Below are 22,293 nucleotides of genomic sequence, written 5' to 3' on the forward strand. Positions count from 1 at the left end.
CTTGAAAAAGCCTCTTTGTGCGCAGCGTTACGGAAGATCCGAACCCGTCTGCATACCCATGCGTTGAGAGTGGTCAGGCTCGTTGGCGTCGATGACCGGCTCGACCCCCGGGCAGGAAGCGGTGCATTGGATGCGGGAATCGGAGAAGGCAGACGTGGCGGAAAATCCGCCTCCGCCGAGCAAGTCCGCGCCGCGGCTCGAGCCGCAGGATGCGGCATTTCTCGCGCTTCACAACGAGCGGGAGATGATCGAGCGCGAATTGACCCTGGCCCAGCAGCGGCAGCGCTACGGTACCGATGACGGCGAGATCCAGCAGGCGCGCCAGCAGGAAGCATCGCTGCTGAAGGATCTCGACCGGGTCATGACCTTGATTCGTGCTGCCGAGTACAAGCGGCAGCCCGGCGCCCGACGCTGGTAGCCGGCCGGCTCAGGCGGCTGAACGCTGCCGGTCCCGCTCCTTGTGACGCAGGCGAAGCAGCAGGTCGACTTGTGTATCGGGGATTGGTTGGGTCTCGACGGCACCCTCATAGACGGCGCGCAGCGCGACGCCGAGGCGCTCCCGCGCCTCTCCGCAGAGAGCGGGATGCTTCTGTTCGGTGATGCCGGCGTCAGTCTGCAGCGCAACCTGTGCCATGAACCCGTGACCTTGTTTCTTCCCGACGGCGCGGTGATGGCCCGCGTGACTAAACTCGTCCTGGATCAAGGTCGCGGAACATAGTTAACAAAGTTTTATGGTTAAGGTTCGGTTTCGACGGGAAATCAGTTCAGATCTCGGCTGTCTGCAGCAACCGGGCGGCGGCCGCACGCGCCTCGTCGGTGACCGTCGCGCCGGCCAGCATACGGGCGATCTCCTCGCGCCTTGCCTCGCTCGCCAATGAAGCGACGCGGGTGGCGACGCGGTTTGCGCCGCGCACGGCATCCTTGGCGATCAGGAAATGGGTGCTGGCACGTGCCGCGACCTGCGGGGCATGGGTGACCGACACCACCTGCACCTGGTCGGAGAGACGGGCCAAGCGCTGGCCGATGGCATCGGCCACGGCACCACCGACGCCGGTATCGATCTCGTCGAAAATCAGGGTTGGGGCCGACCCCTTATCGGCGAGCACCACCTTCAGCGCCAGCATGAAGCGCGAGAGCTCGCCGCCCGAGGCGACTTTCATCATCGGGCCGGGCTTGGTGCCGGGATTGGTCTGCGCGTGGAACTCGACGCGATCGATGCCGGCGGCATCGCGTGAAATTGGGTCGGTGACGATCTGCGTGACGAAGCGGGCACGCTCCAGCTTCAGCGGTGGCAGCTCGGCCTTCACGGCGCCATCGAGGGCCTTCGCGGCGCGGATGCGGCCGTCACTGAGATTCTTGGCGGCCTTTGCGTAAGCCGCCTCGGCCTCGTCGAGGTCGCGCTCCAAGCCGCCAAGCGCCTGCTCGCCGGCGTCGATTGCCGCGACGTCCGACACATAGCGCTCGCGCAGGCGCGCCAGCTCGTCCGCCGGAACGTCGTATTTCCGTGAGGCGGCGCGCAGCGCGAACAGTCGCTCCTCGACCCGCTCCAATTCGCGCGGATCGAACTCCGCCTCGAGGATCGCCGCGTCGAGAACGGCGCGGGCCTCGTCGAGGGCTGTGAGTACGGCATCGAGTGCCGCGACGCAGGGTTCGACAAGGGCCGGGGCCTGGGCCGCGCGGCGTTCGAGCTTGCGTACGGCCGCCGAGAGATGAGGCACGGCGGAGTTCGGGCCGCCTACCGCTTCGACCGCCTCGTTCAGCTCGCGGGCGACCTTCTCCCCCTGCTGCATCACGGTGCGGCGCTCGGCGAGCGAGGCCTCCTCGCCATCCTGCGGATCGAGAGCCGCGAGTTCGTCGACGGCGTGGCGCAGGAAGTCTGCCTCCTTGCGCGCGGCATCGACGCGGGCACGATGTTCCGTAAGCTTCTCGCGGGCGGCGCGAACGCGCTTGGCGGCCTGACCGGTCGCGGCTAGCGGCTTCTGCAACCCGCCGAAGGCGTCGAGGATGGCGCGGTGGGTCGCCGGGTCGGCAAGCGCGCGGTCGTCGTGCTGGCCATGGATCTCGACGAGGGCTGCGCCGATGGCGCGCAGCACCTGCACGCCGACCGGCTGGTCGTTGACGAAGGCGCGGGTGCGGCCATCCGCGAATTGCGTGCGGCGCAGGATCAGGTCGCCTTCGGTATCGATCTCGGCTTCCTGGGCGATCCGTCGCGCAGGATGGTCCATGGGGGCGTCGAACACCGCCGTGACCGCACCCTGGGCCTCGCCATGGCGCACGAGCCCGCCATCGCCGCGGCCGCCGAGGGCCAGGGCGAAGGCGTCGAGCAGGATCGACTTCCCCGCGCCCGTCTCGCCCGTGAGGACGCTCAGTCCCTCGGTGAAATTCAGCGTGAGCTTATCGATGAGAACGATGTCGCGGATCGCGAGCTGGACCAGCATGCCGCGCGGCGTGCCTTGGCTGTGAGGGATAATTGCTGCTGTTTAGGCGGAACCAACACGGAACTCACGCCCAAAATGAGAAAGGGTGGAAGCGTCGCCGCTCCCACCCTCTCCGATTTCGCGAGACCCGCCGCTTATTCGGCAGCGGCCGTGCGGCCGATCACGCCGCGATAGATCTTGGAGAGCCACGAGGACTTCTCCTCGCGCGGCTGCAGGCCGCCATTCTGAAGGAGCGCGTACGCGTCCTTGTACCACTGGCTGTCCGGGTAGTTGTGGCCGAGCACGGCGGCGGCGGTCTGCGCCTCGCTGGTGATGCCGAGCGCCATGTAGGCCTCGGCCAGCCGCTCCAGCGCCTCTTCGGCGTGCCGGGTCGTCTGGTACTTCGAGACCACGTCGCGGAAGCGGTTGATCGCGGCCGGGAAGTTGCGGCGCTCCAGGTAGAAGCGGCCGACTTCCATTTCCTTGCCGGCGAGCTGGTCGCGGGTGATCTGAATCTTGGCCTTGGCGTCGGCAGCGTATTCCGAGGTCGGATACTTCTGGACCAGCTCGGTCAGGGCGATGAGCGCCTTCTCGGAGCGGTCCTGGTCGCGCGTGACGTCCGGGATCTGCTTGTACTGCGACATCGCCATCAGATACTGCGCGTAGGCCGCATCCTTGGTGGCCGGATGGCGCTGCAGGTAGCGCTTCGAGGCGTTGATCGCGTCGTCGTATTTCTGGCCCTCGTAGTTCGCGTAGGCCGTCATCAGGATCGCCTTGCGCGACCAATCCGTCGACGGATAACGCTTGTCGAGATCCTCGAACTTCTGCGTCGCGATCTCGAAATTGCGATCTTCGAGGTTGGCGAGGCCATCGCTGTAGAGCTTGTCGGCCGGGATGTCCGGCTGGACCTCCGGCTTGTACTTCTCAGCGAACCACTGGCTCGGGTCCAGCGAGTCGTACCAGGCGCAGAGGCCCGGAGACGCGCTGAGCGACACGAGCACGGCTGCGAGAGCAGCGGAGCCAGCGGCTTTCTTGGCGAAGGTCAGAGGCATCCCTATCACGTCCTTGTACGGGCGCGGCCTCTGCGGCGGGCGGCGTCCCTCAAACCGTCTCGTTGCGGAGGGCGGTGAAAACCGCATCTCCTAACGTTCGGTGAACCGTGGCTTCAGATTCGGGCGTGAAAACGGCAGTGGTGCGGCGCCAGGGGGCAACATACCCGGTCGCTGCCACATGTGTCGCGAAGGTTACAGATCGGCCGCGAAGGCGGCGATGCCGAGGCCGGCACCGAGCTCCACCAGGGAAGCCTCGCGGCGCGTGTTCTGGGCCTCAACGATGCGGTAATTGGCGCGGTCCGCGAACAGAGCCGACAGGACGCCGACATTCATGCGGTGACCGCCGCAATAGGAGCGGTAGGCGCCCTGGATCGGCAGGCCGGCCAGCGCCAGATCGCCGACGGCATCGAGAATCTTGTGGCGGACGAACTCGTCTGCGAAGCGGAGACCCTCGGGGTTCACCACGTCGGTGTCACCCACGGCGACGGTGTTCTCGAGCGAGGCGCCGAGAGCAAAGCCGGCTTTCCAGTAGCGCTCGACGTCCTTCATCATGCCGAAGGTGCGGGCACCGGCGATCTCACGGCGGTAGGCTGCCGGGCTGAGATCCATGGCCTTGCGGCTGCGGCCGATGACGGGGCTCTCGAAATCGATCTCGACGTCGAGGCGGAAGCCACGGTCGATCGGCCGAAGCTCGGCGAAGGCGCGGCCGGCCTCGATGCGGACGAGGCGGAGAACCTTGATCCAGCGCTTCGGGGCGGCGCAGGCTGCGATGCCTACGGTATCGATAGCCCGTACGAAGGGAAGCGCGCTTCCGTCGAGGATCGGCATCTCGGGGCCGTCGATCTCGACGAGGCAGTTGTCGATGCCGAGGCCGAACAGGGCCGACATCAGATGCTCGATGGTGGCGACCGCGCCGCTCTCGACGTCGCCGATCACAGTGCAGAGTTCGGTGGCGGAGACGCAGGCGTGATGAGCCTTGATGAGCCGGTCGTTGCCGTTGGGCATTCCGGTTCGGAGGAAGCAGATCCCGTCATTCGCGGGAGCCGGATGGAGCGTGATCTCGACCGGGTTGCCCGAATGGACGCCGATACCGCTCAAGGAGATGGACGCTTTCAGCGTCGTTTGTTGGTTCGTCCGCATTCCCTTAGCCCTCGGCCAGGACCCGGCACGCACACCCTCGCATGAGAGCATGGCGCCTACTCAGTCCGTCCGCTGCTTGAAGCCCCTGCGAGCGCTGACCGTCCGAAAACCGTCGCGCCTTTTCGTTCCGGGGAAATTTATAGCTGCGCTGCACAGGCCGGCCAAATCACGGTTTCTTACGTTCTGTTACAGCCACGGTTCCGCCACAAAGTACCGAAAACCGAGCCCGTTCAAGCTCTTACAAAATGGTTAAGCCCGAGACCTTTCGGTCCCGGGCCTGTGGCAGAAAGGCTTCAGACGATCCGCCGAGTACGGCTCAGTTCGCCTGGCGGCGAAGGAAAGCCGGGATCTCGAGGTGATCGTCGTCCATCAGCCGCGGCTGCGGGGCGACTCGTCCCTGCGCGTCGAGATTGCCCTGAGCAGGGCGATATTGCGGCGCCTGTACGGCAGGCGCGCGGACCGGGGCCGGCGGAGCGACCGGGACAGCCGGAGCGCGCATCTGCGGAAGCGGAGCGGCCTCGGCCTCCTCGCGACGGCCGCCGAAGCCGACCGTCGCAAGACGGCGCAGCAGCGACATGCGCTTGGAGTCCTGCTCGGGCTCGGCCGGTGCCTCGCCGCGGGTCTGACGGATCTGAGCCTGCGTGTGGAGCGGCAGGTCGGAGATCTGCGGCATGCGCGGAGCGCGGGCGACCTGCGGGCGCGGCGGCACGAAGGGGCCGGACTGGGCAGGAGCCGGCTCGGCGACGGGCGCCTGAACCTGAGGCGGCTCGTAGGCGACCGGGGCACGCGGGGGCGCCTGGGTCAGGACGACGTCATCGCGCACCACCGGAGCGGCGACCGGCGCCGGCTCGGCGGCGACGGGCTGCGGCGCGGAGGCCATCGGCGCCTGGAGCTCGGCGGCCGGCCGAGGAGCCGGGGCCATCTGCGGGGCAGCCTGGGCAGCGCGGGCCCGGGCCTCGGCGCGCAGCTTCTCTGCGACTTCGGCGATACGCTGCTCGGTCTCGGCAACGACTTGGCTGTTCGGCGAGGTTGCCGAGATCAGGGCCGGCTCGATGCCGGTGGCGACCACCGACACGCGGATGATGCCTTCCAGGCTCTCGTCGAAGGTCGCGCCGAGGATGATGTTGGCCTCGGAATCAACCTCCTCGCGGATGCGGGTGGCGGCCTCGTCGAGTTCGTAGAGGGTGAGGTCGGCGCCGCCGGTGATCGAGATCAGCAGGCCGCGGGCGCCCTTCATCGAGACTTCGTCGAGGAGCGGGTTGGCGATGGCCGCCTCGGCGGCACGGTGGGCGCGGTTCTCGCCGGACGCCTCACCGGTGCCCATCATGGCCTTGCCCATGCCGCGCATGATGGCGCGCACGTCGGCGAAGTCGAGGTTGATCAGGCCTTCCTTGACCATCAGGTCGGTGATGCAGGCAACGCCCGAGTAGAGCACCTGGTCGGCCATCGCGAAGGCGTCGGCGAAGGTGGTCTTCTCGTTGGCGACCCGGAACAGGTTCTGGTTCGGGATCACGATCAGGGTATCGACGGCGGCCTGAAGCTCGGCGATGCCGGCATCGGCCGTACGCATGCGGCGCATGCCCTCGAACTGGAACGGCTTCGTCACGACGCCGACCGTCAGGATGCCCATGTCGCGGGCCGCGCGGGCGATGACCGGAGCCGCACCGGTGCCGGTGCCGCCGCCCATGCCAGCGGTGATGAAGCACATATGCGCGCCCGAGAGCTGATCGCGGATCTCGTCGATCACCTCTTCAGCAGCGGCCGAGCCAACTTCCGGGTGCGAGCCGGCGCCGAGGCCCTGGGTCACGCCAAGGCCCATCTGGATCACGCGCTCGGCCTTCGACGAGGTCAGCGCCTGGGCATCGGTGTTGGCGACGACGAACTCGCAGCCGAGCAGGCCGGATTCGATCATGTTGTTGACGGCGTTGCCGCCGGCGCCGCCGACACCGAACACGGTGATGCGGGGCTTGAGTTCGCGGATGTCCGGCGCCTGCAGGGAGATGGCCATGATGTGAAGCCCCTTCGATTTCTTTGCGTTGCGTGTGCGCCCTGCGGCGCCCGGTTCTCTTTGGATGGCCTTCCTCGCGGAAGGCCGGTTCAAATCCGTCTCAGAAACTTTCGCCGATCCACTGCGTGAGCCGGCCAAAATATCCGTTGGTTCCCGTAGCCGCTAAGGCGCGCTGCCGGCGCGGCTCGAAATGCTCCGCATGGGCGACCTGCGGGTAGACAAGCAGCCCGACCGCGGCCGAGAAGCTCGGCCCCTTGGCCGCCTCGGGCAGGCCGCGGATGCCGAGCGGACGCCCGATCCGTACCTGTCCCTGCATCAGCCGGCGCGCCGTCTCCGGCAGGCCGACGAGTTGGCTGGCACCGCCCGTCAGCACGAGCCGGTTACCGGCCTGCGCCGCGAAGCCGGCCTTGCGGAGCCGGTCGCGGACGAGTTCAAGGATCTCCTCGACCCGCGGCTTGATGATCCGCACGAGGTGCGAGCGCGGAACGTGGGTCGGCGTCTCGGCCTCGTCCTCGCCGACGCCGTGGACCGCGATCATGTCGCGCTCGTCGGAGGTCGTGGAGATGGCGGAGCCGTAGAGCGTCTTGAGCCGCTCGGCCGCGGCGACGCGGGTCGAGAGGCCACGGGCGATGTCCATGGTCACGTGATGGCCGCCCACCGCGATGGCGTCGGTGTGGACGAGATGGCCACCGGAGAAGACGCCGACGCTGGTGGTGCCGCCGCCCATGTCGACAACGGCGCAACCGATCTCGGCCTCGTCATCCACGAGCACCGACAGACCGGAGGCGTAGGGCGTGGCGACCACACCCTCGACGCCGAGATGGCAGTGCTCGACCGCGAGCATCAGGTTGCGCGCGGCAGCCGCCTCGCTGGTGACGACGTGAAGGTCGACGCCAAGCATGTCACCGATCATGCCCGAGGGATCGATCACGGCGCTCTGGCCGTCGAGGGCGTAGCCCGTCGGCAGAGCGTGTAGGACGGTGCGGCCGGGACCGACGCCATGGGCGCTGGCGGTCTCGAGCACACGCTCGACGTCGGAGCCGGTCACGGTGCCTGAGCGGACGTTCACCCGCGCCTCGAAGCGCTGGGAGGCGATGCGACCGCCGGACATGTTCACGATGACCGACTGGACCTCGACCTTCGCCATCCGCTCGGCGGCGTGCACCGCCTGACGGATCGCATTCTCGGCAGCTTCGAGATCGACGATGGCGCCGCCCTTGAGGCCCACGGAGCGCTGGTGCCCGATGCCGATGATGCGGGCGATGTGGGTGCGGCCGCGCAGGGTCGAGAGCTGCTCCATGGGCTGTAGTTCAGCAATGAGGCAGACAACCTTGCTCGTGCCGATGTCGAGGATCGACAGCGTCGCGCTCCGCCGGGCGGAGAGAGGTTTCATACGCGGCGTGAGGCCGTGGTGGGATGACATGTGACGCTTACCGGAGAGAGGACGCTGCAGCGGGGTCGGCGGAAGAGAGCGCGGCACGGATCATGTCGCGGCTCCCTTCTTCGTCTTCTTCCGCGCCTCTGCGCGGGCGGCCGCAGCCTCCTCTGTCAAACGCACCACCACGCGGTCGTCCATGCGCAGGTCGACCGCGATGATATCTTTCTCCAGGAGCCGGTTCTTGCGCTCCAGGTCGACGAGACGGGCGAGCGCCTCGTTCGCGCCGGTCTCCGGCAAACGGATGTCGACGCCGTCGAGCTTCAGCGTCCAGCGCCGGCCGGAGACGTAGCTGCCGGCCTTGACGCGCTCGCCGAGCGGACCGGCCGCATCGATCAGCTTGAGATATTCCTGCAGGTGGACGTTGGCGTCCTCGCCAACCACCAGCGGAAGGTTGGCGTAGCGCTCGTCGCGCATCTCGTCGATCACGGTGCCGTCGGCGGCGATCACCTGGATCTCGCCGTTCTTCTGCCAGAGGGCGGCCGGCTCGCGTTCGACCTGCGTGATGACGATCTCGTTGGGATAGAGCTTGCGCACCGAGGCCGTGGCGATCAGCGGCACGGCCATCAGCTTCTGGCGGACCTCGTTGACATCGAGGAAAGGCACCGAGGAGCGCCAGTCGATGCCGGCGGCCTGCATGACCTCCCGCTCGTACATCCGCGAGATGCCTGAGATCGTGACGCGTTCGACGCCGAAGCCGGCAATGCGCGCCATGATGTCGAGGGGACGGCCGTTCTCGGTGATGAAGGCGTCGTATCGTCCGCTGGCGACGAAACCGAAGATGGAGACGGTGGCGAACGTGCCGGCGACGAGGGCCGCGCCGAGCCCACGGGGGAGACGCGCCTCGATCGGCTGAGAATTTCTAGAGCGGCGCGGTCGCAGGAGCGGCTTCAGGACGCCCTGGAGCCGACTCGCCACCGCCGCGGGAAAGCCGGCACCCTCCGGATTCCCGGCGGGGTTCAGCGTCCCAGAGAGGCGTCCTCCACCATCCATCGAACGAGCTCACCGAAACTCATGCCCGCATGGGCCGCCATCTCCGGCACAAGGCTCGTCGGGGTCATTCCGGGTTGCGTGTTGACCTCCAGGACGACGAGCGCCCCGGTTCCCCCCGGCGTGTCGTCGTAACGAAGGTCGGCACGGCTTACGCCCCGGCACCCGAGTGCTTGATGCGCCGTTAACGACAACTCTTGGACACGCTGGTAAACATTCGGTTTAATTTCTGCAGGGAGGACGTGGATCGAGCCCCCCTCGGCGTACTTCGCATCGAAGTCGTACCACTCCCCCGAAGCCGGCTTGATTTCGATCACGCCGAGGGCCTTGTCGCCCAGTACGGCGCAGGTCAGCTCGCGGCCTGCAACGTAAGTCTCTGCAAGGACTTCCTCGCCGAAAGTCCACTCGTCCGAGGCCAGGATTTGGGGCGGATGCGAGCGCTCGTCACGCACGATAATCACGCCCATCGAGGAGCCCTCCGCGATGGGCTTAACCACATATGGCGGAGGCAGCGGATGTGACTTTGCTGCAACAAAACGGTTAACGACGCAGCCCTGGGGCACGGCGACGCCGGCGGCATGCAGCACCGTCTTGGCACGCTCCTTGTGCATCGCCAGCGCCGAGGCGAGCACGCCGGAATGGGTGTAGGGGATCTTCAAGATCTCCAGGAGGCCCTGGATCGTGCCATCCTCGCCAGCGGGGCCATGCAGGGCATTGAGCGCCACATCTGGCTTCAGCTGAGTCAGCACTGCGGCAATGTCCGGTCCGACGTCGACGGGCGTCACCCGATAGCCCTCGCCTTCGAGCGCCTTCACACAGGCATTGCCCGAACTCAGCGAGATCGGCCGCTCGGAGGACCAACCGCCCATCAGGACGGCGACGTGCTTGGACATGGATGGGCTCCGGATCAGGCCCCGCAGGGCACGGAGGGATCTCTCGGCGTCAGGCTGCGTCGGCGGTGACGCCGATGCGCTTGATCTCCCAGTGCAACTCGTGGCCGGAGGTCTCGCGGACGCGCCGGCGCACCTCCTCGCCGAGGCCTTCGATATCGGCAGCTGTCGCCCCGCCACGGTTGATCAGGAAGTTGCAGTGCATCTCCGAGACCTGCGCGCCCCCGTAGGTCAGGCCACGGCAGCCGGCGGCATCGATGAGCTGCCAGGCCTTGGCGCCGTCCGGGTTCTTGAAGGTTGATCCGCCGGTGCGCTCGCGGATCGGCTGCGCCGCCTCGCGGGCCGCGGTGACGCGATCCATCTCGGCTTCGATCTCTTCCCGGTTTCCAGGCCGGCCGCGATAGAGCGCGCTCGTGAAGATGATGTCGTCCGGCGCCGAGCAGTGGCGATAGGAGAATCCCATCTGCGCATGCGTGAGCGTGCGCAGGTTTCCGAAGCGATCGATTCCGCGCGCCTCGACCAGCACGTCGGTGGTCTCGCCGCCATGGGCGCCGGCATTCATGCGCAGCGCGCCGCCGACCGAGCCGGGGATGCCGCGATAGAAGGCGAGCCCGTCGACAGAGGCCTCGGCCGCACTCTTGGCGAGGCGCATGTCTGGCACGGCCGTGCCGGCGCGAATGCTGTCGCCGTCGATCTCGACCGAGCCGAACGGCCTGCCGCCGAGTCGGATGGTGACGCCGGGAATGCCGCCGTCGCGCACGATCAGGTTCGAGCCGAGACCGATCACCGTGACCGGGATGGCCGGATCAAGCGCACCGAGCATCAGCGCGAGGTCTTCCTCGTCCGCCGGGCTGAACAGCACCTCGGCCGGCCCACCGACACGGAACCAGGTCAGGTCGGCGAGCGACTGGTTGGCGAGCAGGCGTCCGCGTAGGGCGGGAGCGGCGCCGCGAATGTCGTCGATGAGGGTCATGGAAGCCATGGAGGCTCGCTTAGCCCTTCAGCGCCGCCAATTCACCCGGCAAAGCGTAGGCCCATTGCGTGATCGTGCCGGCGCCGAGGCATACGACATAATCGCCCTGCCCCGCATGGCCCGCGATGATGCCGGCGAGATCCTCGGGCTTCTCGAGCGCCACGGCATCACGGTGGCCGCGCGAGCGCAGGCCGGCGACGAGGGAATCGCGGTCGATGCCCTCGATCGGCGCCTCGCCGGCGGCATAGACCGGCGCGACGACGACCGTGTCTGCATCGTTGAAGCAGGTGCAGAAATCGTCGAACAGCGACTGCAGGCGCGTGTAGCGGTGCGGCTGGACCACGGCGATGACCCGCCCGTCGGTGGAGGCACGGGCTGCCTTCAGCACCGCGGCGATCTCCACCGGGTGATGGCCGTAATCGTCGAAGATCGTGGCGCCGTTCCACTCGCCTGTGCGGGTGAACCGGCGCTTCACGCCGCCGAAGCCGGCCAGCGCCTTGCGGATTGCGTCCTCCGGCACGCCGAGTTCGTGGGCCACGGCGAGGGCGGCAGTGGCGTTGAGCGCGTTGTGCTTGCCGGGCATCGGCAGGACGAGGTCGCTCATCTCCATCCGGAAGCCGGGGCGCCGGTCGCGGATCATGACGCGGAACTTGCTCTGGCCGCCACGCAGATCGATGTCGATCAGGCGCACGTCGGCCTGCGGGTTCTCGCCGTAGGTGATGATCCGGCGGTCCTCGATATGGCCGACGAGGTCCTGCACGATCGGGTGATCGATGCACATCACCGCGAAGCCATAGAACGGGATGTTGTCGATGAAGCGCCGGAAGGCGTCCTTGATCGCCTCGAACGAGCCGAAATGGTCGAGATGCTCGGGGTCGATGTTGGTGACGATGGCCACGTCGGCCGGCAGCTTGAGGAAGGTGCCGTCGGACTCGTCGGCCTCCACCACCATCCAGTCGCCGGCACCCATGCGGGCATTGGTGCCGTAGGCGTTGATGATGCCGCCGTTGATCACGGTCGGATCGAGATTGCCGGCATCGAGCAGCGTGGCGACGAGCGACGTGGTCGTGGTCTTGCCATGCGTGCCGGCAACGGCGACGCAGGACTTGAAGCGCATCAGCTCAGCCAGCATCTCGGCCCGGCGGACGACCGGCAGGCGGCGCTCGCGGGCGGCTTCGAGTTCGGGGTTGTCGCGGCGGATCGCGGTGGAGACCACGATGATCGCAGCGTTCTCGACGTTCTCTGCCCTATGGCCGACGAAGGTCTTGATGCCCTTGTCCGCGAGCCGGCGCACATTGGCGTTGTCGTTCGCGTCGGAGCCCTGCACCGTATAGCCGAGATTGGCCATGACCTCGGCAATCCCGGACATGCCGATGCCGCCGATGCCAATGAAGTGAACGGGGCCGAGTTTCTCGGGCAGCTTCATGGGATGATGTCCGTGGCGTGCACTGACGCGAAAGAATGAGAAGAATCAGGTCCGGGCGGCCGTCTCGACGACCAGAGCCGCCAGCCGCTCGGCCGCGTCGAGGATGCCGGCGGTTTTGGCGGCCTTGGCCGCTGCGGTCAATTTTTCGGGCGCTTCGAAGTAGTCCACGAGCTCGGCGGTGAGTCGATCGGGCGTGAACGCGCTTTGCGGCAGGTTCAGCGCCGCGCCGATGGTGGCGAGCGTCGCGGCATTGGCGGCCTGGTCCTGATCGAGAGCGCCCGGCAGCGGCACCAGGATCGACGGCCGGCCGATCGCGGCAAGCTCGGAGACCGTCGAGGCGCCCGAGCGGGCCACCACGAGGTGGCTCCTCGCCATGCGGCCGGGCAGGTCCTTGAAGAACGGCGCAGCCTCGATTCCGGCGAGCCCCATGGCGAGGTAGCGGTTCTGGACCGCAGTCAGGTCTTCGGGCCGCGCCTGCTGGACGATGTGCAGCCGCGCGCGGAAATCCGCGGGCAGCGACTCGATCGCGCTCGGCACGACGTCACTCATCACGCGCGCGCCCTGGCTGCCGCCGAAGACGAGGAGGTGGAAAGGAGCGCCGGGCTCGGTCGACGGATACGGCGTGTCGGCCACGGCCAGCACCGCGGGGCGGATCGGGTTGCCGGTATGGACCCGGCGGGCCGTTGCCTTGGCCGGCACGCCGCGCACTTCGGCGAATCCGGTAGCGATGACGCGCGCGCCGCGAGCCAGGAAACCGTTGGCCCGGCCCATCACGGCGTTCTGCTCGTGCAGGATCGTCGGCACCCGCATCATCTGCGCGGCAAGAACGGGAGGGACGGTCGGATAACCGCCGAAACCGATCGCGAGGGCCGGGTTCAGCCGGCGGATCTCCCTGGCCGCGCGGCCGAAGCCGCGGCCCAGCTGTCCGATCGCTCCTGCGCGTTTGAGGATCGAGCGGCCCGATGGGGTCGCGGAGGGGATCGTGACGATCTCCTCGGCCGGAAACTCGCCCGAGATCGCATCCACGCGGGCATCGGTGGCGAGCGCCACGCGGATGCCACGGGCCTTCAGGGCATGTGCGAGGCTCTCGGCGGGGAACAGATGCCCGCCGGTGCCGCCCGCGCAAACCAGGACGAGGGGTTGGAAGACCGTCACTGCATGAGACCGGGAACGGCCGACGGCGTCGTGCCGGGCGGACGCTGGCCGAGGGTCGAAGTCCGCGGACGCTTGCGGGTCAGCGCAACGAGGAAGCCCATGCCCAGCGCCAGCGAGATCAGCGACGAGCCGCCATAGGAGACGAAGGGCAAGGTCATGCCCTTGGCTGGCATCAGCTGCGTGTTCACCGCCATGTTGATGCAGGCCTGCAGCCCGAAGAGCGTGGTCAGTCCGGTGATAGCGAGCCTCGAGAAGGTGTCGTCCGTACGCCGGGCGAGCTTTAAGCCGCGCATCACGATGAAGGCAAACAGCGCGACGAGGCAGAGGCAGACGATCACGCCGAACTCCTCGCCGGTGACGGAGAAGATGAAGTCGGTATGCGCATCGGGCAGGTGGCGCTTGGCGACGCCTTCGCCCGGGCCGGTGCCGAACCAGCCGCCGGAGGTGAACGATTCGCGCGACCAGAATACCTGGAAGCTGTCGCCTGAATCCTTGTCGAGGAAGCGGTCGATACGCTCCTTGACGTGGTGGAGGATCGTATAGGCCGCGAGCACACCGAGCAGGCCAAGGCCGCCGAGGCCGGCGACCCAGAACCAGTGCAGGCCTGCCACGAAGAACAAGGTGCACCAGACGATGGTGATCAGCATGGTCTGGCCGAAATCCGGCTGCAGCAGAAGCGGCACGATGGTGATCGGCAGAAGTGCGATGGCGAGCAGGCCGCCTGGCATGTCACGCCGCTGAGCGCCCTCGGAGAAGGCCCAGGCGGCCACCACCACGAAGGCCGGCTTCACGAATTCGGAGGGCTGCAGGCCGAACGAGCCGAACTGGATCCAGCGATGCGCTCCCTTGATCTCGGGGCCGAACTTGCTGGCGAGCACGCAGAGCACGACGCCGATCAGCCAAGTGACCAGCGCGAAGCGGCGGATGTGGCGCACAGACAGGAAGGATACGGCGACGATCAGCCCGATCGTCGGCACGAGATAGGCTGCCTGCCGGTTGAGGAAATAGAAGGTCGGGAGGCCGATACGCTCCGCCACCGGCGGCCCACCGCCCATCAGGAAGACCAGGCCGGCCACCATCAGGCAGCCAAGGCCTGCCAGCAGGGCGCGATCTACCGTCCACCACCAGTCATTCAGCGGCGTGCGCTCGGCGCGAGACATCATCGTGCGGATCAACCTCTTCAGCCGGCCGCGCTTGGCTAGACCGCGGCCAGCGAAAATGGTGAAGCCGAATGGTAAACGCTTCCTTAGGTTCGTGGTCCCGCATTTCGAATAACGATTTCAACCGACGGTTTTGACCGACGGTCACGAGAACAAGCCCATTTAGTCTATATTAATCATCTTTGTCTCATAGTGCACTCTAATTTGATACTGTTAGTTGCGTGCACGAGGCCGATTCAGTCTCCAGCGCAAAACTCCTAATCAAATCTCGCGCCTCGGTCTTTCGGGGGCATCGACATTGCTCGTCGGTGAGGTTGGAAAACGTGATGTTCAAATCGAAGAGTGAGCAGGAGAACAACGCGAAGCTGGCAGCGCTCGATCGCGTGCAGGCGGTCATAGAGTTCGACCTTTCCGGCAAGATCCTCGTTGCGAACGAGAACTTCCTCTCCGCTGTCGGCTACGCGCTTCCGGAGATCGCTGGCCGACATCACAGCATGTTCGTCGATCCAGCCTACAAGGAGTCGACTGACTATCGGGCCTTCTGGGAGAAGCTGCGCGCGGGACAGTACCAGGCCGGGCAGTTCAAGCGCCTCTCCAAGAGTGGTGCCGAGATCTGGATCGAGGCCTCCTACAATCCGCTCTTCGATCCCGCCGGCAAGCCCTATCGCATCGTCAAGTTCGCGACCGACATCACGCGCCAGAAGGCCGAGGATGCCGACCGCGCCGGGCAGGTGGCAGCGATCAGCAAGTCGCAGGGCGTGATCGCGTTCGACCTCGATGGCACGATCCTCGACGCCAACGAAAACTTCCTCTCGGTGGTCGGATACCGGCTCGACGAGATCAAGGGCCGGCACCACTCCATGTTCGTGGACCCGGCCTACCGCGTCGCTCCGGACTACGCCGCCTTCTGGGCGACGCTGAATCGGGGCACCTACCAGGCCGGGCAGTACAAGCGCCTCGCCAAAGGCGGGCGAGAAGTCTGGATCCAGGCATCCTACAACCCGATCCTCGACGCCTCGGGGCGTCCCTACAAGGTCGTGAAGTTCGCGACCGACATCACCGAGCAGGTCAGCCTCCTTGCGAAGCTCCGGGTGATGATCGACCAGAATTTCGGCGAGATCGACCAGGCCGTCGGCCGCTCGACCCAGGAGTCGCAGATCGCTCTCGATGCCGCCCGGACCACCTCGGGCAGCGTCGGCACCATGGCCGCCGCCACCGAAGAGCTTGCAGCCTCGGTCGCGGAGGTTTCGCAGAGCATGCAGAAGTCACAGGCTGCCACGGACAGCGCCTCCGAGCGCGTCCGCGAGGCCAGTGATTACACGCAGCGGCTCTCCAACGCCGCCAATGCGATGAGTGGGATCGTCGGCCTCATCAACACCATCGCCGCACAGATCAACCTGCTGGCGCTCAACGCCACGATCGAGGCGGCGCGCGCTGGCGATGCGGGACGCGGCTTCGCGGTGGTCGCCCAGGAGGTGAAGAGCCTCGCCAGTCAGGCAGCGCGCGCCACGGACCAGATCAACGGCGAAATCGAAGGCATCCAAGCGGTCTCGTCCGAGGTGGTCGGAGCGCTCGATTCGATCCGCCAGTCCGTCGATGTGATGCGCAACCACGTCGTCGCCACGGCAGCAGCGGTCGAGGAGCAGTCGGCCGTGACGCGGGACATGTCGGTGAACATGCAGGAGGCCGCCCGTGCGGTCGCGACCATCGCGGACAATATCACGGGGATCACCTCGGCCGTGACCCAGGTCTCGGATGCCGTGGCCACGACGCGCAACGCTGCGCAGGTGCTGGCGCGGTAGGATAGCGCCCCGAAAGGTCGCCAAGCTGGCAGCCCCCGGATGGGGGCAACAGCGGCCCTTCTCGTGCCGGCGAAAGACGTCGCGAAGCGTCTCGCTATCAGCGCCGCTCGTAAGGAGCCGCTGGCGCGCCCCTCCCTGCGCTGGTTCCCGGATCACCTTCTGCCCAGCTGCAGGCGTCGGACGATGGCCGCGTGGGCGTCAGCCAAGGGCCCTGACGAGCTCCCGGAACCGGTCGCCTCGGATCTCGAAGTTTCGGAACTGATCGTAGGACGCACAGGCCGGCGAGAGCAGCACGACCGGCTCGGCCGCCTCCGATGCGGCGGCGGCCTCGGCGGCTTTCTGCGTCGCGACGTCGAGGGTGCCGCAGAGCGTGTAGGGCACCCGCCCATCGAGCGTCTGCGCAAAGGCATCACTCGACGCGCCGATCAGGTAGGCATGGGCGACGCGATCGAAGAGCGGCACGAGCGGGGTGATGCCGCCCTCCTTCGCCTTGCCGCCGACGATCCAATGAATATCGCGAAAGGCGGTGAGCGCCTTCTCGGTGGAATCGGCGTTCGTCGCCTTCGAGTCGTTGACGAAGAGCACCCGGCCGCGCCGGCCGACCTGTTCCATGCGGTGGGCAAGCCCCGGAAAGCTCTTCAGCCCGGCAGCCAGCCGCTCGCCCTCGACGCCGAAGGCGCGCACCGCGGCGGCGGCAACGGCTGCGTTCTGCCAGTTGTGAGCCCCGCGCAGCGAGCCGATCCCATCGAGATCGGCGAGCACCGTGCCGCCCTCGAACACCTTGGCGTCGCGCGCGATCAACTCGGCTTGCGCCTGGCCGTGGCCCTCCACATGGACGCGGATCATCGGCCCGGAGCGGCGACCGGCGATGGCCTCGCAATACGCGTCGTCGACGCCAACAATGGCGAGGTCTGCCGACTGGACCACGCGCTCCTTGATCGCCGCGTAGTTCTCCATCGTACCGTGGCGATCGAGGTGGTCGGGCGTCAGGTTGAGCAGGACACCGGCGCTGGGCTTCAGGCTCGGCGTCAGGTCGATCTGGAAGGTCGACAACTCGACGACGTGGATGCGCTCGCGCGAGGGCGGCTGCAGTGACAGGATCGCGGTACCGATATTGCCGCCCATCTGCACGTCGTAGCCGGCGCTGGCGAGGACATGCGCGATCAGCGCGGTCGTGGTCGACTTCCCATTGGTACCGGTGATGGCGACGAAGGGTGCGTCCGGCGCGTGGGCGGCGCGCTCGCGGCAATAGATCTCGATATCGCCGATGATCTCCACGCCGGCCGCCTTGGCGAGACCGACAGTCCAGTGCGGCTCGGGGTGGGTCAGCGGCACGCCGGGCGCGAGGACGAGCGAGGAGAAGCCGGACCAGTCCGCCTCGCGCAGATCGGCGACGGTGATACCCTGCTGCCGAGCCCGCTCGGCGCTCTCGGGGCTATCATCCCAAGCGATCACGTCGGCACCGCCGGCCTTCAGCGCCTGGACCGTGGCAAGGCCGGAGCCGCCGAGACCGAAGAGGGCGACCTTCTTCCCGGCGAATGTGGTGGCAGGGGTCATCAGCGCAGCTTCAGTGTCGCAAGGCCGGCAAGCGCCAGGATGACGGCGATGATCCAGAAGCGGATCACGACCTGCGCCTCTTTCCAGCCCTTCTGCTCGAAATGGTGATGGATCGGCGCCATTCGGAAGACGCGTTTTCCCGTAAGCTTGAACGAGGCGACCTGGATGATGACCGACATCATCTCCAGGACGAACAGGCCGCCGACGATGGCGAGCACGATCTCATGCTTCGTGGCCACCGCGACGGTGCCGAGCAGGCCGCCCAGGGCCAGCGAGCCGGTATCGCCCATGAAGATCTGCGCGGGCGGCGCGTTGAACCAGAGGAAGCCGAGGCCTGCTCCGATCACCGCGCCGCAGACCACGGCGAGTTCGCCCGTGTCGCGGACGTAGTTCACCTGCAGGTAGCCCGCGGTGAACGAGTTGCCGACGAGGTAGGCGATAAAGCCGAAGGTGCCGCAGGCGATCATCACCGGCACGATGGCGAGGCCGTCGAGACCGTCGGTGATGTTCACCGCATTGCCGGCGCCGACGATGACGAAACCGGCGAAGATCACCCAGAACCAGCCGAGGTTCAGCAGTGCATCCTTGAAGACCGGGAAGGCGAGCTCGTTCTGCAGACTGGGCGGTGAATAATAGGAGATTAGCACACAGGCCGCGCCGGCGATCGACGCTTCGAGCAGCAGGCGGAACTTGCCCGAGAAGCCGAGATGCGACTGCTTCGTCACCTTGAGGTAGTCGTCGTAGAAGCCGATCGCACCGAAGCCCACGGTCACCGCGAGGGTGATCCAGACGTAGTGGTTGCGCGGGTTGGCCCAGAGCAGCACGGCGACGAGGAAGCCGGCCAGGATCATCAGGCCGCCCATGGTCGGCGTGCCGCGCTTGGTCAGGTGGGTGGCGGGGCCATCCTCGCGGATCGGCTGGCCCTTACCCTGACGCAGGCGCAGCAGCGAGATGATCCACGGCCCGAACCAGAACACGAAGAGGCCCGCCGTGAACAGCGCGCCGCCGGTGCGGAAGGTGATGTAGCGAAAGACGTTGAGCGCGGTGAAGCTGCTGCTCAGGTCTGAGAGAAGGTAGAACATTCGTCTGCCAGTCGCCGCGGGCTCTGGTCGCGTCCGGCAAGGTTTGCGCCGGTCAGCGAGATCGGGAGGGCACGGCAGCGTCGAGAGGCAGCCGCCATCGGAGGGTCAGGGAGCAGCCTTGAGTTGCGCGTCCCGCGGATCGGTGGCGTTCGCATAGCGAGCCTTCACCGCTTCCACAATCCTGCCCATGCGGATGGAGTTCGAGCCCTTCACCATCACGGCGTCGCCCGGCCGAAGGCGGTCGAGCACGGCGTCGACGAGTTCCGCCGAGGTCGCGGCCGCCGCGCCGCGATTCGCGACCGGCAGCGCCTCGAACAGGTGGCGCATCATGCTGCCCGCCGTGAAGACGAGGTCGATTCCGTTGGCGCGCACTGCATCGGCCAGCTCGCGGTGGCGCTGCTCGGAGGAGGCTCCGAGTTCGAGCATATCGCCGAGCACCGCGATGCGCCGGCCGCGCCCCGTCACCTCGATGCCCGCGAGCGTCGCCAGGGCGGCGCGGATCGAGGCCGGGTTGGCGTTGTAGCTCTCGTCGACCAGGAACGCCTCGCCATCCTTGATGGTGAGCGCGGTGCGTTCGCCACGGCCCACCGGCGGCTTCAGTCCGGCCAGCGAGATCGCCGCGCGGGCGAGGTCGGCGCCGAGGGAGTGGACCACGGCGAGCACGCCGAGGGAGTTCATGGCGACGTGCCGGCCGGCGGTGCCGAGCTGGTAGGTCACCGGCACGCCCATCACCGTCGCATCGACCACCGAAAGGTCTGGCCGCGTGACGATGCGATTGGCGCGGACATCCGCCTCCTCATGCTCGCCGAAGGTGACGACGCGGCCGGCCCGGGAGGCATGGGCATGCGCCAGGAGCCGCGAGAAATTCGGATTGTCGCGGTTGATGATGGCGACACCGCCGGGCTCAAGACCGGAGAAAATCTCCCCCTTCGCGTCGGCGATGGCCGAGAGGGAGCGGAAGTGCTCGATATGCACGGGCTCCACCGTGACGACGAGCGCCACCTGCGGACGGACCTGCGCAGTGAGCGGCACGATCTCGGCGGCGTGGTTCATGCCGATCTCGAAAACGCCGTAGCGGGCGCTCTCGGGCATGCGCGTCAGGGTCAGCGGCACGCCCCAATGGTTGTTGTAAGAGGCGACCGAGGCGTGGGTCTCGCCCTGGGCCGAGAGCACGTGGCGCAGGGCCTCCTTGGTGCCGGTCTTGCCGACGGAGCCCGTCACCGCGACGATGCCGGCCTGGGAGCGGTCGCGCGAGGCGCGGCCGATGGCGCGCATGGCGTCGAGCACCGGGTCCTCGCCGGTCTCCGGCACGGCGAGCACGGGTCCGAACCCGGCGTATTCCCTGGCACGGCTCTGCGCGACGACAGCCGCGCCAGCGCCCTTTTCCAGGGCCGGCTGCACGAAGTCGTGGCCATCGCGGGTCTCGCCGCGAATGGCGAAGAACAGGTCGCCCGGCTGGAGCGTGCGGGTGTCGATCGAGGCGCCGGTGACGGCACGGGGCTCACCCTGCAGGCTGCCGCCGGTGGCCGCCTCGAGGGCGGATCGCGTCCAAAGGTCGGTCATGCGGCCTCCGATTGGCCAGAAAAGATGCGCGCGTCCGCTCCCCCCGCTTGCGGAGAGCGCGGAAGCAGCGGGTCTGCCGGAAACGTGGTCACCCCTTCAGCTCCGCGATGGCGGCGCGAACCGTGTCGTGGTCCGAGAATGGGAGTACCCGGTCGCCCACGATCTGGCCGGTTTCATGACCCTTGCCGGCTACGACAAGCACGTCGCCCGGCTGCAATTCACGAACGGCGGTGCGGATTGCCTCGGCACGGTCGCCGATCTCTTCGGCGCCCGGAGCCTGCGCCAGGATTGCGGCGCGGATCGCAGCCGGTTCCTCCGTGCGTGGGTTGTCGTCGGTGACGATGACCCGGTCGGCGAGGCGCTGGGCGATCTCGCCCATGATCGGCCGCTTGCCGGTGTCGCGGTCGCCGCCGCAGCCGAAGACCAGGACGAGGCGACCTGTCGCGAAGGGCCGAAGCGCCATCAGCACATGCTCCAGCGCTTCGGGCTTATGCGCATAATCCACGAGGCAGAGGCCGCCATTGGCTTCGCCGATCCGCTCCATGCGGCCCGGCACGCCTGTGAGCGTTTCGAGCGCTGCGAACACGCCGGCCGGATCGGCCTCGCCGCCGGGCGTCGCCAGCGCGAGGCCGGCCGCGACGAGGGCATTCTCGATCTGGAACTCGCCGACGAGCGGCAGCCGGACGGTATAGGTGGTCTCGCCGTCCTTGCCGGGGCCATGCAGGGTCAGCGCCTGCGAAAAGCCCTCCGGCCGAACGTCCTCGACGCGGATGTAGTGGCCGGCGCGACCGGTGGTCCGGATCTCGTGGCCTGCGGCATCGGCCGCGCCGATGACCCTCTCGGCATAGGCACCATCGGCATTGACGATGACCGGCCGGCCCTTCGGCAGCAGCGTGGTGAACAGCCGGAGCTTGGCTTCGAGATAGTCCTCGACGGTCGGGTGATAGTCGAGGTGATCGCGCCCGAGATTGGTGAAGCCGGCCGCCCTCAACACCACACCGTCGAGCCGGCGCTGCTCGATCCCGTGCGAGGAGGCTTCCATGGCAAGATCGGTGATGCCGTCATCCGTGAGCCGCGCCAGGGTCTCGTGCAGCGTCACCGGGTCGGGGGTGGTCAGCGAGCCGTAAGCCGCGCCCTTGTTGGTGACGATGCCGACCGTGCCGAGGCTCGCCGATTCTCGGCCGATCCGCGACAGGATCTGGCGGACGAAATCGGCGACCGAGCTCTTTCCGGCGGTGCCGGTCACGGCGACAACCGTCTCGGGCTGGCGGCCGGAAAAGCGCGCTGCGGCGAGCGACAGGGCGCGGCGGGCGTCGGATACCGCGATCCATGCGGCTTCGGCAGGTAGATCGGCCGGGCGCGTGCCCTCGCCGACCACGGCGATCGCGCCGGCAGCGGCAGCCGTGGCGGCGAAGAGCCGGCCATCCGCCTTCGTGCCGGGGATCGCGACGAAGACACCGCCGGGTACGACCTTGCGGCTGTCGGCAGTGACGGCAGCGACCGGATGGCCGGCAACGTCGGCATCCGGGAACAGGCTGTGGAGCGTCAAGGCTGTCATGGCGCCGCCCTCCGGGCTGAAGGTCCCGCGTTTTCGTTCCCGCCGTCATTCCGGGTCCGCGTAGCGAGACCAGGACTCCACTCGA

At 67.5% G+C, this 22,293-nt stretch carries 18 protein-coding genes; 2 read left to right on the forward strand and 16 right to left on the reverse strand.

Features of this window, described 5'->3' with window-relative positions:
• Positions 1-130 precede the first annotated feature (130 nt).
• The gene (locus MGN01_RS12080) at positions 131-418 is read left to right on the forward strand and encodes a hypothetical protein (RefSeq protein WP_238257962.1); all 288 of its coding nucleotides are present in this window, start codon (positions 131-133) and stop codon (positions 416-418) included.
• A gap of 9 nt (positions 419-427) precedes the next feature.
• Here MGN01_RS12080 and MGN01_RS12085 read toward each other — a convergent pair whose 3' ends face one another.
• The 12 genes from MGN01_RS12085 to MGN01_RS12140 form a co-directional block, all read right to left on the reverse strand.
• On the reverse strand, positions 428-634 hold the full coding sequence (locus MGN01_RS12085) for a hypothetical protein (protein ID WP_147046867.1): 207 nt from the start codon (positions 632-634) through the stop codon (positions 428-430).
• A 130-nt stretch (positions 635-764) separates the two neighbouring features.
• The gene (gene recN, locus MGN01_RS12090; RefSeq protein ID WP_147046868.1) at positions 765-2,438 is read right to left on the reverse strand and encodes a DNA repair protein RecN; all 1,674 of its coding nucleotides are present in this window, start codon (positions 2,436-2,438) and stop codon (positions 765-767) included.
• A gap of 134 nt (positions 2,439-2,572) precedes the next feature.
• A complete protein-coding gene (locus MGN01_RS12095; RefSeq protein WP_147046869.1) occupies positions 2,573-3,469 on the reverse strand; it encodes an outer membrane protein assembly factor BamD in 897 nt (298 codons plus the stop codon).
• Between the two features lie 192 nt (positions 3,470-3,661).
• Positions 3,662-4,609 carry a UDP-3-O-acyl-N-acetylglucosamine deacetylase gene (gene lpxC, locus MGN01_RS12100; RefSeq protein ID WP_147046870.1) on the reverse strand — a complete coding sequence of 316 codons (948 nt, stop codon included), beginning with the start codon at positions 4,607-4,609 and terminating at the stop codon, positions 3,662-3,664.
• A 316-nt stretch (positions 4,610-4,925) separates the two neighbouring features.
• Complete coding sequence (ftsZ, locus tag MGN01_RS12105; RefSeq protein ID WP_147046871.1) at positions 4,926-6,617, reverse strand: cell division protein FtsZ; 1,692 nt, start codon at positions 6,615-6,617, stop codon at positions 4,926-4,928.
• A 100-nt stretch (positions 6,618-6,717) separates the two neighbouring features.
• A complete protein-coding gene (gene ftsA, locus MGN01_RS12110) occupies positions 6,718-8,040 on the reverse strand; it encodes a cell division protein FtsA (protein WP_147046872.1) in 1,323 nt (440 codons plus the stop codon).
• A 60-nt stretch (positions 8,041-8,100) separates the two neighbouring features.
• Complete coding sequence (locus tag MGN01_RS12115; protein ID WP_147046873.1) at positions 8,101-9,045, reverse strand: cell division protein FtsQ/DivIB; 945 nt, start codon at positions 9,043-9,045, stop codon at positions 8,101-8,103.
• A complete protein-coding gene (locus MGN01_RS12120; RefSeq protein WP_147046874.1) occupies positions 9,012-9,935 on the reverse strand; it encodes a D-alanine--D-alanine ligase in 924 nt (307 codons plus the stop codon). The genes MGN01_RS12115 and MGN01_RS12120 overlap by 34 nt, the downstream gene beginning before the upstream one ends.
• Positions 9,936-9,984: 49 nt before the next feature.
• On the reverse strand, positions 9,985-10,914 hold the full coding sequence (gene murB, locus MGN01_RS12125; protein ID WP_147046875.1) for a UDP-N-acetylmuramate dehydrogenase: 930 nt from the start codon (positions 10,912-10,914) through the stop codon (positions 9,985-9,987).
• A gap of 10 nt (positions 10,915-10,924) precedes the next feature.
• Positions 10,925-12,331 (reverse strand): UDP-N-acetylmuramate--L-alanine ligase, encoded by a 1,407-nt coding sequence (murC, locus tag MGN01_RS12130; protein WP_147046876.1) that lies wholly within the window; start codon positions 12,329-12,331, stop codon positions 10,925-10,927.
• A gap of 45 nt (positions 12,332-12,376) precedes the next feature.
• A complete protein-coding gene (locus tag MGN01_RS12135) occupies positions 12,377-13,486 on the reverse strand; it encodes a UDP-N-acetylglucosamine--N-acetylmuramyl-(pentapeptide) pyrophosphoryl-undecaprenol N-acetylglucosamine transferase (RefSeq protein WP_147046877.1) in 1,110 nt (369 codons plus the stop codon).
• Positions 13,483-14,649, reverse strand: coding sequence for an FtsW/RodA/SpoVE family cell cycle protein (locus MGN01_RS12140; protein WP_147046878.1), 1,167 nt, complete (start codon positions 14,647-14,649; stop codon positions 13,483-13,485). The genes MGN01_RS12135 and MGN01_RS12140 overlap by 4 nt, the downstream gene beginning before the upstream one ends.
• A gap of 323 nt (positions 14,650-14,972) precedes the next feature.
• On the opposite strand from MGN01_RS12140, the gene MGN01_RS12145 reads away from it, so the two are divergent.
• Entirely contained in the window at positions 14,973-16,448 is a 1,476-nt protein-coding gene (locus MGN01_RS12145) for a methyl-accepting chemotaxis protein (RefSeq protein ID WP_147046879.1), read from the forward strand.
• A 198-nt stretch (positions 16,449-16,646) separates the two neighbouring features.
• Here the strand turns inward: MGN01_RS12145 and murD are convergent, their stop codons facing one another.
• The 4 genes from murD to MGN01_RS12165 form a co-directional block, all read right to left on the reverse strand.
• Positions 16,647-18,005, reverse strand: coding sequence for a UDP-N-acetylmuramoyl-L-alanine--D-glutamate ligase (murD, locus tag MGN01_RS12150; protein ID WP_147046880.1), 1,359 nt, complete (start codon positions 18,003-18,005; stop codon positions 16,647-16,649).
• Positions 18,005-19,087, reverse strand: a complete 1,083-nt coding sequence (gene mraY, locus MGN01_RS12155) for a phospho-N-acetylmuramoyl-pentapeptide-transferase (protein WP_147046881.1) — start codon at positions 19,085-19,087, stop codon at positions 18,005-18,007. The genes murD and mraY overlap by 1 nt, the downstream gene beginning before the upstream one ends.
• A gap of 105 nt (positions 19,088-19,192) precedes the next feature.
• Positions 19,193-20,650: a UDP-N-acetylmuramoylalanyl-D-glutamyl-2,6-diaminopimelate--D-alanyl-D-alanine ligase gene (locus MGN01_RS12160; RefSeq protein WP_147046882.1), complete on the reverse strand. Its 1,458-nt coding sequence runs from the start codon at positions 20,648-20,650 to the stop codon at positions 19,193-19,195.
• An 88-nt stretch (positions 20,651-20,738) separates the two neighbouring features.
• On the reverse strand, positions 20,739-22,208 hold the full coding sequence (locus MGN01_RS12165; protein WP_147046883.1) for a UDP-N-acetylmuramoyl-L-alanyl-D-glutamate--2,6-diaminopimelate ligase: 1,470 nt from the start codon (positions 22,206-22,208) through the stop codon (positions 20,739-20,741).
• Positions 22,209-22,293 lie beyond the last annotated feature (85 nt).

It is taken from the genome of Methylobacterium gnaphalii, from assembly GCF_007992215.1.
Classification (GTDB): Bacteria; Pseudomonadota; Alphaproteobacteria; order Rhizobiales; family Beijerinckiaceae; genus Methylobacterium; species Methylobacterium gnaphalii.